General features: G+C 32.6%; 11 protein-coding genes and 4 tRNA genes. All 15 read left to right on the top strand.

What is annotated here, in order from left to right; translation table 11 throughout:
• Positions 1-92: 92 nt before the first annotated feature.
• The 15 genes from KVH43_RS00930 (at position 93) to KVH43_RS00860 (ending at position 14030) form a co-directional block, all read left to right on the top strand.
• Positions 93-848: a phosphatase gene (locus tag KVH43_RS00930; RefSeq protein ID WP_218283071.1), complete on the top strand. Its 756-nt coding sequence runs from the start codon at positions 93-95 to the stop codon at positions 846-848.
• A gap of 175 nt (positions 849-1023) precedes the next feature.
• On the top strand, positions 1024-1905 hold the full coding sequence (gene hslO, locus KVH43_RS00925; protein WP_218283070.1) for an Hsp33 family molecular chaperone HslO: 882 nt from the start codon (positions 1024-1026) through the stop codon (positions 1903-1905).
• A gap of 131 nt (positions 1906-2036) precedes the next feature.
• Positions 2037-2113 (top strand) — tRNA-Asp (locus tag KVH43_RS00920).
• 4 nt (positions 2114-2117) lie between these two features.
• Positions 2118-2193: transfer RNA gene (locus KVH43_RS00915), tRNA-Phe, on the top strand.
• A 12-nt stretch (positions 2194-2205) separates the two neighbouring features.
• Positions 2206-2280: transfer RNA gene (locus KVH43_RS00910), tRNA-Gly, on the top strand.
• Between the two features lie 5 nt (positions 2281-2285).
• Positions 2286-2360 (top strand) — tRNA-Cys (locus KVH43_RS00905).
• An 88-nt stretch (positions 2361-2448) separates the two neighbouring features.
• On the top strand, positions 2449-4533 hold the full coding sequence (locus KVH43_RS00900) for a sigma-54-dependent Fis family transcriptional regulator (protein ID WP_218283069.1): 2085 nt from the start codon (positions 2449-2451) through the stop codon (positions 4531-4533).
• Positions 4534-4826: 293 nt separating this feature from the next.
• The gene (locus tag KVH43_RS00895) at positions 4827-6317 is read left to right on the top strand and encodes a 4-hydroxyphenylacetate 3-hydroxylase family protein (RefSeq protein ID WP_218283068.1); all 1491 of its coding nucleotides are present in this window, start codon (positions 4827-4829) and stop codon (positions 6315-6317) included.
• 92 nt (positions 6318-6409) lie between these two features.
• A complete protein-coding gene (locus KVH43_RS00890; protein WP_218283067.1) occupies positions 6410-7777 on the top strand; it encodes a virulence-associated E family protein in 1368 nt (455 codons plus the stop codon).
• A 198-nt stretch (positions 7778-7975) separates the two neighbouring features.
• Entirely contained in the window at positions 7976-9058 is a 1083-nt protein-coding gene (locus KVH43_RS00885; protein ID WP_218283066.1) for a GerAB/ArcD/ProY family transporter, read from the top strand.
• Positions 9059-9455: 397 nt separating this feature from the next.
• Positions 9456-10946: a 4-hydroxyphenylacetate 3-hydroxylase family protein gene (locus KVH43_RS00880; protein ID WP_218283065.1), complete on the top strand. Its 1491-nt coding sequence runs from the start codon at positions 9456-9458 to the stop codon at positions 10944-10946.
• A gap of 66 nt (positions 10947-11012) precedes the next feature.
• The gene (locus KVH43_RS00875) at positions 11013-11291 is read left to right on the top strand and encodes a NifU family protein (RefSeq protein WP_218283064.1); all 279 of its coding nucleotides are present in this window, start codon (positions 11013-11015) and stop codon (positions 11289-11291) included.
• A gap of 11 nt (positions 11292-11302) precedes the next feature.
• On the top strand, positions 11303-11572 hold the full coding sequence (locus KVH43_RS00870) for a hypothetical protein (protein WP_218283063.1): 270 nt from the start codon (positions 11303-11305) through the stop codon (positions 11570-11572).
• Between the two features lie 17 nt (positions 11573-11589).
• Positions 11590-12894, top strand: a complete 1305-nt coding sequence (locus KVH43_RS00865; protein WP_218283062.1) for an acetyl-CoA hydrolase/transferase family protein — start codon at positions 11590-11592, stop codon at positions 12892-12894.
• A gap of 20 nt (positions 12895-12914) precedes the next feature.
• Positions 12915-14030 carry a 4-hydroxybutyrate dehydrogenase gene (locus tag KVH43_RS00860; RefSeq protein WP_218283061.1) on the top strand — a complete coding sequence of 372 codons (1116 nt, stop codon included), beginning with the start codon at positions 12915-12917 and terminating at the stop codon, positions 14028-14030.
• The last annotated feature ends 6 nt before the right edge of the window (positions 14031-14036 follow it).

The raw sequence follows: 14036 nt of genomic DNA, 5'->3' as shown, positions 1-14036 counted from the left end.
ATTTTTGTTAAGAGTAATTTTTTTATACATGTACTTGTTGTTGTCATCATCATATGATATTATTCTGTTTTGAACAAGGAGGAGATGTAGCTATGAAATTTGTATTAGATACCCATTGTCATACAATAGCTAGTGGACATGCCTACAGTACTGTACATGATTTGGTAAGAGAAGCTAAAAATGTAGGAATTAAAATGTTTGCCCTTACAGATCACGGACCAGCAATGCCTGGAGGACCACATATATATCATATAAAGAATCAAAAGGTTATACCAAGAGTTATGGATGATGTATTTGTACTTAGGGGAGTAGAAGCAAATATTATTAATGAGCATGGGGAACTTGATATAAAAGATGATGTTTTAAAAGATTTAGATATTGTGATTGCAAGTCTTCATAATGTTTGTGTAGAGGCAAAGGGCAAAGAAGAAAATACAAACACCTTGATACAAGCTATGGAGAATAAATATATAGATATAATTGCACATCCGGGAAATCCTATATTTCCTATAGATGAAGAAAGGGTACTAAAAGCTGCTAAAAAAAATAATATATTGATAGAAATTAATAATAGTTCTTTTGGAAAAAGTAGACCGGGGAGTAAAGATATTTGCATGAGAATTGCTAAGCTAGCTAAAAAATTAGATGTAAGAGTAGCAGTTGGTACGGATACACATATTGCAACTCAATTAGGAAGATTTGATTATGTGGAAGAAATGTTTGAAGAGATTGATATGCCAGAGGAGTTAGTAATTAATACATCTGTGAATAAATTAATAAATTATTTAGAGGAAAAGGGTAAAAAAAATATTCAAGATTTTAAAAGGCTAATAGAGGCTGAAAAATAATTATAAATAAAGTGAGCGTGATCCTTGACATGAAGGTATCATGCTTATTTTTATAAAAAGAATAATAAAAAAAGAGTAGGGTATATTTTTGTTAAGAGTAATTTTTATATATGTACTTGTTGTTGTCATTATTATATGATATTATTCTGTTTTGAGCAAGGAGGGAGATGTGGCTATGAAAAATTATGTTATTCGGGCAGTAGCTGCGAATAAAAATTTAAGAGTTTTTTTAGCAGTGACAACAGATTTAGTTGAACAAGCAAGAAAAATACATGATACAACACCTGTTGCAACTGCAGCATTAGGAAGAACTCTTACAGCAACAGCTATGATGGGACTGATGCTTAAGGGTCAAAGGGATAAGCTATCTGTTCAGATAAAGGGAGAAGGTCCTATAAAGCAAATTTTAGCAGTAGCAGATGCAAGTGGAAACGTAAAAGGTTATGTGTCAAATCCTCATATAGAATTACCTTTAAGAGAAGATGGAAAACTAGATGTTGGTGGTGCGGTAGGAAGAAAAGGAAAGATGGTAGTTATTAAGGATTTGGGTTTGAAAGAGCCTTATATTGGACAATCTGATCTAGTATCTGGAGAGATTGCAGAAGATTTTACTGCTTATTTTGCTTATTCAGAACAACAGCCTTCTGCTGTAGCTTTAGGTGTTTTAGTTGATAGAGATTATACTGTAAAACATGCAGGTGGATGGATCATTCAAGTTTTACCAGATGCAGGGGAAGAAATCATTGTAAAGCTTGAAGAAAAGTTAAAGGATATTCCAGCTGTTACAAAGCTAATGGAAACAGTATCTGATGGAGAAGAAATTTTAAAAATGCTTTTAGAAGGCTTTGATGTTGAAATACTAGATAAAACAGAAGTTAGACTAGCTTGTGATTGTTCTGTTGAAAAGCTTGAGAAGGCACTTATTAGTGTTGGAGAAAAAGCTCTAAAAGAAATGATTGAAGAAGATGGACAAGCAGAGCTTACTTGTCATTTTTGTAATAAGAAGTATCATTTTGATAAAGAGCATTTATTAAGATTATATGAGCAAGCAGTATAATTGGTAGAAATTGCATTTTGCTACTTCTACCAATTATATAAAATATTTCTTGACAGTTTTTTGGTTTATGGTATAATATTCTTTGTCAGTAAGCATAAGTGCTTATTATGGTGTAAATCTTAATTTGTTTTGGCCCGGTAGTTCAGTTGGTTAGAATGCCAGCCTGTCACGCTGGAGGTCGAGGGTTCGAGCCCCTTCCGGGTCGCCAATTTGCCCAGATAGCTCAGTCGGTAGAGCAGGGGACTGAAAATCCCCGTGTCGGTGGTTCGATTCCGCCTCTGGGCACCAAAATTTCATATTGCGGAAGTGGCTCAGTGGTAGAGCATCGCCTTGCCAAGGCGAGGGTCGCGGGTTCGAATCCCGTCTTCCGCTCCAATAATGGCGGCATAGCCAAGTGGTAAGGCAGAGGTCTGCAAAACCTTTATTCCCCAGTTCAAATCTGGGTGCCGCCTCCAAGAGAAACTGGAATCCTAGTGTTTACTAGGATTTTTTTGATTTTCATGTGATATAATGGTAATAATGAGAAAACGGGGAGGTGTTTTGTTGAAGGTTAAAGATTTGATGACAAAAGATCCTATTGTGGTAACGATCAATGATACATTAAATCATGTTGTAAAGATTTTTATTAAAAATCATATTGATGGTGCTCCTGTAATCAATGAAAATAGAAAATTAATAAGTATCATTACAAAAACAGATGTAATGAAAGCTTTTGCGAATAAAGTTTCTCCTCTCACTTCTATAGACAAGATTTCTCCCAAAAGGGTTATTACTATAAATGAAAATTCGGATATAAAAGATGCTTGGAATATGAATGTAGGAAGACTGCCTGTTTTAGATGCAAAAGGAAATTTAGTAGGAATTCTTACTCGTACGGATTTGTCGAAGAAGCTTTTAGAAAAAGAAATTCAGGAGTCTAAAGAGATTAAGGCGATATTACATTCTACGAATAATGGTGTTATTATTATTAATAATCATGGTGTTATTACGCGATGTAACCCTTCTGCTGTTAGGATATTGAATTTAAATAATAATATTATAGGATTAAAAATAGAAAATATTTTACCAGAATTAAAGCTTCATGAAACGATTAAGACAGGAAAAACTATATATACAGAAAAGATTCGATTTAAGAATAAGGAGCTAATATGTGATCGTATTCCTTTGTTTAAAGATGAAGAGGTTGCTGCTGGGGTGATTGTTTTTAAAGATAGAGCTGATTTACAAAGTATAATAGATGAATTAAATACTGTACAGCAGATATCCAAAAAATTAGATGCAATCATTGAATCTTCATACGATGGTATTTATATTACAGATGGAAAAGCAAATACGATGAAAATAAATAAAGCTTATGAGAGAATTACTGGCGTAAAAAGAGAAGAAATGTTAGGAAATAATATGATAGAACTAGAAAAATCAGGATGCATTTCTGAATCTGCAACTTTAAGAGTGCTGAAGACTAAAAAAACCACTACTATCCATCAAAAATTTCGTACAGGGAAAAATGCATTAGTTACCAGTACGCCTATTTTTGATGGTGATGGCAAAATTACGATGGTTGTAACAAACGTTAGAGATATTACAGAACTGGCAAAGCTTAAAAAGCAGCTTGAAAAAAACAAAGAACTAGCTCAAAAATATTATTCTGAAATTAAAGAAATGCGATTGCAGCTTTTAAATACATTACATATTGTTGCAGAAGATGAAAAAATGCTTGAGACTATGCGTATTGCAAAAAGAGTTGCAAAGGTAGATACAACGGTATTATTATTAGGAGAAACGGGGGTAGGAAAAGAGGAAGCAGCAAAATTTATTCATAAGAATAGCAATAGAAGGAAAAAGCAATTTATAAAAATAAACTGTGGTGCAATTCCTATAAATTTAATTGAGTCTGAATTGTTCGGATATGAAAAAGGAGCTTTTACTGGAGCTAATAGAGAAGGAAAGCTAGGGATATTTGAGGTTGCGAATGGAGGAACTTTATTTTTGGATGAAGTGGGAGAGCTGCCTTTAGATATGCAAGTAAAACTTCTTCGTGCACTGCAAGAGAGAGAAATTAAGCGTGTTGGAGGAACGGTTCCTATTAAAATAGATGTACGTATTTTGGCTGCAACAAATCGTAACCTTGAAGAAATGGTAAAGCAAAAGCAATTTAGAGAAGATCTTTACTATAGATTAAATGTTGTGCCGATTTATATTCCTCCTCTAAGGGAAAGGAGAGGGGATATTATTCCTCTTGCGCGTTATTTTCTTTCTGAGCTTAATGAGAAATATAATTGGAGCAAGGAATTGAGTAAAGATGCATTAGAGGTATTTTACGAATATGATTGGCCAGGAAACGTTAGAGAATTAAAAAATATTGTAGAGAGAGTATTTATTATGAGTAGTGGAGATAAAATTATATCTGAGGATTTACCTAAAAATATGGTTTGTAGGAATAGAGATAAAAAAATAACTTTAAGAGATGAGATTGTGCCGTTAAAGGATGCTGTTGCTAAGGTAGAGATGGAACTGATTGATAAGGCATTTAAAAAGTATGGAAATGTAAGGAGTGCGGCAAAAGCATTAGGGATAGATGCTTCTACATTTGTTAGAAAAAGGAAAAAATATAAAAAAATACATTAGTTGCAAAAATACAAAAACAAGTTGCGTTTTTGCAATAAATGTGTAAATGAAGGAAGTTAGTATAAAAAGTCAAAAAAATAAAAGAAATCCATAAAGAAATTTCAAAAATTCGTTGCAGTATTGCAACGAATTTTTGTTTCTGTATAAAAAAGAAAAAAATAACTATATGAATAAATATTCTAAATTACACATATTGTAAAAAATTCAAGAAATTTATTATTAATATAAAAAATGGCACAAGCTTTGCTTTGTTAAAAACATATCAAAAAAAATAAAAAGGGAGATGGTTTAAAATGGCATTAATGACAAAAGAGCAGTATCTTGAAAGCTTAAGAAAATTAGACATAAAGGTGTACATGTTTGGAGAATTGGTTGAAAATTTTGTAGATCATCCAATCATCAGACCATCTATCAATTCAGTTGCAATGACTTATGAATTAGCACAGGACCCACAATATGAGGATTTGATGACAGCAACATCTAATTTAACAGGAGAAAAAATAAATCGTTTTACGCATTTACATCAAAGCACTGATGATTTAAGAAAGAAAGTAAAGATGTTAAGATTACTCGGGCAAAAAACAGGAGCATGCTTTCAACGCTGTGTAGGTATGGATGCTTTTAATGCAGTATATAGCACTACCTATGAAGTAGATAAAGCACATGGAACAAATTACCATGAAAATTTCAAAAAATATTTAGAGTATGTACAAAAAAATGACTTAGTAGTAGATGGAGCTATGACAGACCCTAAAGGAAATAGAGGGTTATCACCAAGCAAGCAAGAAGATCCTGATCTTTTCTTACGTGTTGTAGAAAAGAGAGAAGATGGTATTGTTGTAAGAGGAGCAAAAGCTCATCAAACAGGAGCAGTAAACTCTCATGAGCATTTAATCATGCCAACAATTGCTATGAGAGAAGGAGATGAAGCTTATGCTGTATCCTTTGCAGTACCATCAGATGCAGAAGGGCTTTATATGATCTATGGAAGACAAAGCTGCGATACAAGGAAGCTAGAGGATGGTGCAGATATAGATGTAGGAAACAAAAAATTTGGTGGACAAGAAGCATTAGTAGTATTTGATGATGTATTTGTTCCAAATGATAGAATATTCTTAAATGGAGAAATAGAATTTGCAGGAATGCTAGTAGAAAGATTTGCAGGATATCATCGTCAAAGCTATGGTGGATGTAAAGTAGGTGTAGGGGATGTACTTATAGGAGCAGCAGCACTAGCAGCGGAATTCAATGGAGCAGCAAAAGCTTCACATATAAAAGATAAATTGATTGAAATGACTCACTTAAATGAAACATTATACTGCTGTGGTATAGCTTGTTCAGCAGAAGGATACAAGACAGAAGCAGGAAATTATCAAATCGATTTATTACTTGCAAATGTCTGTAAGCAAAATGTAACAAGATTCCCATATGAAATCACAAGACTTGCGGAAGATATAGCAGGTGGACTTATGGTAACAATGCCATCAGAAAAAGATTTTAAGCATCCAGTAATCGGACCAGTTTGTGAAAAATACTTTAAAGGCGTAAATTCTGTGCCAACAGAGCATAGAATGAGAGTATTAAGACTTATTGAAAATATGACATTAGGTACAGCAGCAGTAGGATACAGAACAGAGTCAATGCATGGAGCAGGTTCACCACAAGCACAAAGAATTATGATTGCAAGACAAGGAAATCTTGAGCATAAGAAAGAATTAGCAAGAAGGATTGCAAGAATAGATGAGGCATCTGTAGCAGAAAGAGAGGCAGCGGCTGCGAAGTAAATAAAAGGGGAATATTTTCCCCTTTTTAAATAAATATTTAAGCAAAAGAAAACGTTTTGTTGTTATATATAAATTATAAAGGAGGAAATACTATGGCGATGAAAAGAGAGCTAGGAAAAGAACAGCCATTTATTCCAGCAGGGCCGTTTAAAATCCGTATTCCTTTTATTCATTACAGATTTGAATGGGCAGATTATATTCAAGGACTATTAATGTGTGCTGTTTGTCTTGGAGCAGTCCCAATGCTTCAAGAATATTTAGGAATGCCATTTGAAGTAGCTATGGCAGTAGTGGTACTTAATGGAATATTATATTGTGCACACGTATTTTTAGGAGATCCAGTAGTACCTGGATGGGTAACACCAGCTATTCCACTTTTGATGATTCATGTTAGTCAATATGAAATAGGTCCTGAGAGAATGCAGGCTTTGATTGCATTTGAAATGACATTGGGTATTTTAGCAATTATTTTAGGTATTACAGGTCTTGGGAAAAAAATTGTTTCTATTGTTCCAAATGCAATGCAGTCAGGGATTATAATGGGAGCAGGCTTTGCTGCTGTAATCCTTATATTTAAGAAGGGTGCTAAATTTGATAATTTTCCAATATCTATTGTTATTTGTGTAGGATTAGGCTTTTATCTTTTATTTTCAAATCATTTTAAAAGTATTAGAGAAAAACATGCAATATTAAAGATTATTGGAAACTTAGGGATTTTACCTGTTATTGCTCTTGCTATTATAGTAGGTCCTATGCTAGGAGAGACACCGTGGCCACAAATTGAGTGGGGGATTACAAAGCCAGCATTTAGTACATTATGGAGAGAATGGACATTTTTAGGAGTTGGTTTCCCTTCGTTAAATATGTTTATTGAAAGCTTACCTATAGTTATTTCTGCATATATTGTATTATTTGGAGATATGATTCAATCACAAGCATTACTAGAAGATGCAGGAAAGGTTCGTACAGACGAACAAATTGACTACAATCCTAATAGATCTCATTTAGTATTTGGTTTAAGAAACCTTATTATGTCTATTATTGGACCAGATTTAACTATGTGTGGACCTCTTTGGGCAGCAATGCAGGTTGTTATATGCGAACGTTATAAGCATGGAAGAAAAGCGATGGATTCAATTAATGGTGGAGCAGGTTCTTTTAGATTTGGTACCCTTACAGGTTATCTGATTTTACCAATTGTTACTCTTTGCAAACCAATATTAGGAATTGCTTTAGCATCTACTATGTTGATTCAAGGATATGTTTCTGTACGTGTTGGAGTGATGAAATCTCGTACATTCAATGATTTAGGTATTGCTGGTGTTATGGGAGCTATTCTTTGCACTCGTGGAGCTGCATGGGGATTAGCAGCAGGAATTGTTCTTTGTTTGCTTGTTAACTTAGGAAATAAGCCAGAATATGATGTGTATTTATTTGAAGAAAAAGAAAAAGCAGCTTAATTTTATAGGCTATTGTTAATATTTAAAATAAGACCCACGCTAAGGAATTTTATTATAATTTAGAAATTTCTAAGCGTGGATTTTATTATTATATAAATATTGATGCAATTATTTTTAAATTTTAATAAAACTAATTGATTTGGGAAAACTATGATTTGATAAAATTAGTTGACAGTTAACTATTCTTTGGAGGAAAAGATGTTGAACAAAGAGGTTCTTTCTGATAAACAAGGTATATCCATTATAAGTTTATTCATAATAGGAAGTTCAATAGTATTGGCTACAGCAGGGGAAGCAAAAAAAGATTTATGGATTGCAATCATTTTATCAATTATTAGTGCCATACCTATAGTATTAGTACATTCTAGTCTTTTGGTGCTTTTTCCTGGTAAAGATTTGTATGATATCCTTGAGATCGTTTTTGGAAAATTTGTAGGTAAAGGGATTTCGATATTATTTATTTGGTTTACATTTTTCTTAGGAGGATTAGTATTGAGACTTTTTGGTGATTTTATTTTTATAGTTTCTTTACAAAATACTCCTAAAATTATATCAATGTTGTTTATTGGTGTTTTATGCATTTGGGCAGTAAAGGAAGGAGTTGAAACAATAGGTAGATGGGGAGAATTTTTTCTAATAGTGACTATTGTTTTGATACTAATATTTATTTTGCTGTTAATTAATAAAATGAATATAAATAATATTAGACCTATGTTAGCTGAAGGTATAAAACCAATTATTGAAGGTACTTTTCATACGTTTATATTTCCATTTACTCAAACGATTGTATTTACAACTTTTTTTTCTTCAATAAAGGTAAAAAAAGTTCATAAAGTTTATATATTGGGTTTGTTAATAGGAGGAATAATATTATATGTATCTTCTATTGCTGACCTTTTGGTATTAGGGGCTGGTACTGTTGAAAATATGTATTTTCCAACATATGCAACTGCTACTAGGTTAAATATTGGAAATTTTGGTGAACGATTGGAAGTTGTGATCGCTGTTACATTATTAATAGGAGGTTTTATCAAAGTATGTATATGTTTATTAGGTACTTGTACTGGAGTTGCTAAAATATTTGGCTTTAAGGATTATAAGTTCATAGCAACACCAATAGGATTATTGATAATTAATTTATCATATTTTATTCATAATAGTGTAATGGAAAAGGCGGAATTTGCTTCGGATATATATCCTGGTTATGCTTTTTTATTTCAAGTAATTTTACCTATCATCATATTTATTGGTGCTAAAATAAAAAAGAAACAGTTGCATTGAAATACTTTTACAAAAGTGTTGCGAAAATGCAAATGTGATGCAGTTTTGCAACATAGGTAAATAAGTAGATAAAGACTAGTACATAATAAAAATTGATTATCATTTAACAGAAACGAGTGAAAAATGTTGCTGTTTTGCAACAAAAGATAATGATGTTTTTTTAAAGAGTAAAATAATATATGTATAAGTGAATATATAAAAGATAGTAAGCCAGTAAATTCAAATGATTAGCTGGCTTTTTTTTAGATTTTAAAAAATATCTTATATATTAAATAATGGCATAGGTTTTGCTTGATATTTATGAGTGTAAAAAGAGAGGTAAAAATTTTAAAAACGTATGTACAAAAATAAAATATTTTGTTAAAATAATAACAAATCAAAAGGGAGCTGATTAAAAATGGCATTAATGACAAAAGAGCAGTATCTTGAAAGCTTAAGAAAATTAGACATAAAGGTGTACATGTTTGGAGAATTGGTTGAAAATTTTGTAGATCATCCAATCATCAGACCATCTATCAATTCAGTTGCAATGACTTATGAATTAGCACAGGATCCACAATATGAGGATTTGATGACAGCAACATCTAATTTAACAGGAGAAAAAATAAATCGTTTTACGCATTTACATCAAAGCACTGACGATTTAAGAAAGAAAGTAAAGATGTTAAGATTACTTGGACAAAAAACAGGTTCATGTTTCCAACGCTGTGTAGGTATGGATGCTTTTAATGCAGTATATAGCACTACTTATGAAGTAGATAAAGCACATGGAACAAACTACCATGAAAACTTTAAAAAGTTTTTAGAGTATGTACAAAAAAATGATTTAGTAGTAGATGGAGCTATGACAGACCCTAAAGGAAATAGAGGGTTATCACCAAGCAAGCAAGAAGATCCTGATCTTTTCTTACGTGTTGTAGAAAAGAGAGAAGATGGTATTGTTGTAAGAGGAGCAAAAGCTCATCAAACAGGAGCAGTAAACTCTCATGAGCATTTAATCATGCCAACAATTGCTATGAGAGAAGGAGATGAAGCTTATGCTGTATCCTTTGCAGTACCATCAGATGCAGAAGGACTTTATATGATCTATGGAAGACAAAGCTGCGACACAAGAAAGCTAGAAGAGGGAGCAGATGTAGATCTAGGAAACAAAGAATTTGGTGGACAAGAAGCATTAGTAGTATTTGATGATGTATTTGTTCCAAATGATAGAATATTCTTAAATGGAGAAGTAGAATTTGCAGGAATGCTAGTAGAAAGATTTGCAGGATATCATCGTCAAAGCTATGGTGGATGTAAAGTAGGTGTAGGCGATGTACTTATAGGAGCAGCAGCATTAGCAGCGGAATTCAATGGAGCAGCAAAAGCTTCACATATAAAAGATAAATTGATTGAAATGACTCACTTAAATGAAACATTATACTGCTGTGGTATAGCTTGTTCAGCAGAAGGATATCCAACAGAAGCAGGAAATTATCAAATCGATTTATTACTTGCAAATGTCTGTAAGCAAAATGTAACAAGATTCCCATATGAAATTACAAGACTTGCGGAAGATATAGCAGGTGGACTTATGGTAACAATGCCATCAGAAAAAGATTTTAAGCATCCAGTGCTTGGACCAATTTGTGAAAAATACTTTAAAGGCGTAGATTCTGTGCCAACAGAGCATAGAATGAGAGTATTAAGACTTATTGAAAATATGACATTAGGAGCAGCAGCAGTAGGATACAGAACAGAGTCAATGCATGGAGCAGGTTCACCACAAGCACAAAGAATTATGATTGCAAGACAAGGAAATCTTGAGCATAAGAAAGAATTAGCAAGAAAGATTGCAAGAATAGATGAAGAATCTGTAGCAGCAAGAAATGCAGCAGCTACAAAGTAAGAATTGAATGTTAATTTTATAAATGGGGTGGAAAATTCCACCCCAACATTATAATGGAGTGATTGTATGTTTGATAAAGTGAATGCAGTAATTAATCAAATAATAAGACCAAAGCTGAAAGAGCATTATGGGGATATCGAGCTTGTAAAAGTTAAAGAGGGTGTTGTAGAAGTAAAGCTTTTAGGAGCATGTAGCGGTTGTCCATCTGCGAAGTTTACCCTTGAGGATATTGTACTTCATGACTTACAGAAAGAAATTCCTGAAGTTAAGGAAGTTGTGTTGGTTACAGAAGTTAGTCAAGACCTTATTGATATGGCAAAGAAAATATTAAATAAAGAAAAGTAGGGAGAATTGCTTTGAAAATAGGGATAAAATACTGCGGTGGATGCAATCCTCGGTACGATCGAAAAAAATTTATAAATCAAGTGGAAAAAGAAATAGGAGAAAATTTTATATTTGAAATTGCGAGAGAAGGAAATGAGTATGATTTTCTTTTGGTAGTAGGCGGATGTACAAATTGCTGCGCAAATTTTGAAGATATTCACACCAAAGCAGGTGTGTTTTGTATAAAAAGTCATAATGACTATGAAAAAGTGATTCAAGCAATTAAAAAAATGCATGCGTAAGAGAAAGGATGGATAAGATGCGTTGGCAAGATATTTATAAGTCAAAACTTACAACTGCACAAGAGGCTGTAAAGCATATTCAATCAGGAAATAGAGTGGTTATCGGTCATGCATGTAGTGAACCTTTAGTATTAGTAGATGCAATGGTTGCAAATAAAGATCAATATAAAGATGTTGAAATTGTTCACATGGTAGCAATGGGAAAAAGTGAATATGCAAAGCCAGAAATGGCGCCTCACTTCAGACATAATGCATTGTTTGTAGGAGGTTCTACAAGAAAAGCAGTGAATGAAGCGAGAGCAGATTATACGCCTTGTTTTTTCACAGAGATTCCAAGACTTTTTAAAGATGGATATTTACCAGTAGATGTGGCATTGATCCAAGTAAGTCGTCCAGATGAGCATGGATATTGTAGCTTTGGTCTTTCTGTTGATTATACAAAACCAGCAGCAGAATGTGCAAAGCTAGTAATTGCAGAAGTAAATGATCAAATGCCAAGAACTATGGGAGACTCTTTTATACATATTTCTGAAATAGATCATATTGTTGAAACCTCTTATCCTATTATAGAGCTTCAACCTCCTAAGATTGGCGAAGTTGAAAAGGCAATTGGTGAAAACTGTGCAAAATTAGTTGAAGATGGTGCTACACTTCAATTAGGAATTGGAGCTATTCCAGATGCGGTACTTTTATTTTTAAAAGACAAAAAAGATTTAGGAATTCATTCAGAAATGTTTTCAGACGGTGTTGTTGAGTTAATAGAGGCAGGAGTTATTAATAATAAGAAAAAAACACTACATAAAGGAAAAATGGTAGTAACATTCTTAATGGGTACAAAAAGACTTTATGATTTTGTTGATAATAACCCATCAGTAGAGTTATATCCAGTAGATTATGTAAATAATCCTGTTGTGATTATGCAAAATGAAAATATTGTTTCTATAAATTCTTGTATTCAAGTTGATTTAATGGGTCAGGTTGTGTCAGAAAGTATAGGATTAAAGCAATTTAGTGGTGTAGGTGGACAGGTTGACTATATTCGTGGAGCGAGCATGGCAAGAAAAGGAAAATCTATTATTGCTATTCCATCAACAGCATCAAAAGGAAAGGTATCTCGTATTGTACCATTTATTGATGAAGGGTCAGCTGTTACAACTACACGTAATGATGTTCATTATGTAGTTACAGAATATGGTATTGCGGAGTTGAGAGGCAAAAGCTTAAAAGAAAGAGGAAGAGCTCTTATCAATATTGCGCATCCAGATTTTAGACCAATGCTGATTGAAGAGTGGGAAAAAAGATTTAATTGTAAATTTGAATAAAGAATGGAAAGGGGATTATTATGAAATTTTTTAAATTACCAACACAAATCCATAAATTTGATGATTTTAAAAGCTTTGCAGAAGAATTTAAAATTGGAGAAAATGATTTAGTACTTACGCATCAATTCCTTTATGATCCTTTTATGAAGGAATTAGACTTGAAAGCAGATTTTATTATGCAAGAAAAGTATGGTGTAGGTGAGCCATCTGATGAAATGATTGATAAAATTTTAGCAGAGGTAATAGATAAGCCATACAAAAGGATTATTGCAATAGGTGGAGGAAGTGTAATCGATATTGCAAAATTATTAATATTTAAAGATGGTAAAAATGCATTAGATATGTTTGAAAAGAAAATTGATTTTATAAAAGATAAGGAACTTATTATTGTACCAACAACTTGTGGAACAGGAAGCGAAGTAACAAATATTTCTATAGCAGAAATTAAATCAAAGCATACTAAAATGGGACTTGCAATTGATGAATTATATGCTGATTATGCAGTGCTTATTCCAGAGCTTATAAAGGGGCTTCCATACAAATTCTTTGTATTTAGTTCTATAGATGCATTAATTCATGCCATAGAATCTTATGTATCACCAAATTCTAACGATTTTACACAAATGATCAGTGTAAAAGCAATTGAAATGATTTTAAAAGGATATATAGAAATTATTGAAAAAGGTGAAGATTATAGACAAGAATTATTAGAAGATTTTGCAGTTGCAAGTAACTATGCAGGAATTGCATTTGGAAATACAGGAGTTGGAGCAGTACATGCTTTATCTTATCCATTAGGAGGTACATATCATGTGCCACATGGAGAGGCAAATTATCAGTTCTTTACAGAAGTATTTAAAACTTATAATAGATTAAATCCAGAAGGAAAAATTAAAGCATTAAATACTTTCTTAGCTGATTTACTAAATGTAGAGGAGACACAAGTATATGATGCTATTGAAAAGGTACTTGATAAGCTTTTAAGTAAAAAACCTTTAAGAGAATATGGTATGAAGCAAGAAGAAATTGAAAGCTTTACAGATAGTGTACTTGAAAAGCAACAAAGACTTCTTGCAAATAATTATGTGCCATTATCAAGAGAAGAGATACTAAATATATATAAAAATTTATACTAAGATTAA

This window comes from Crassaminicella indica (assembly GCF_019203185.1).
Classification (GTDB): domain Bacteria; phylum Bacillota; class Clostridia; order Peptostreptococcales; family Thermotaleaceae; genus Crassaminicella; species Crassaminicella indica.
Note: the sequence above shows the minus strand (reverse complement) of the source record. Positions and strands in the feature narration are given on the sequence as shown.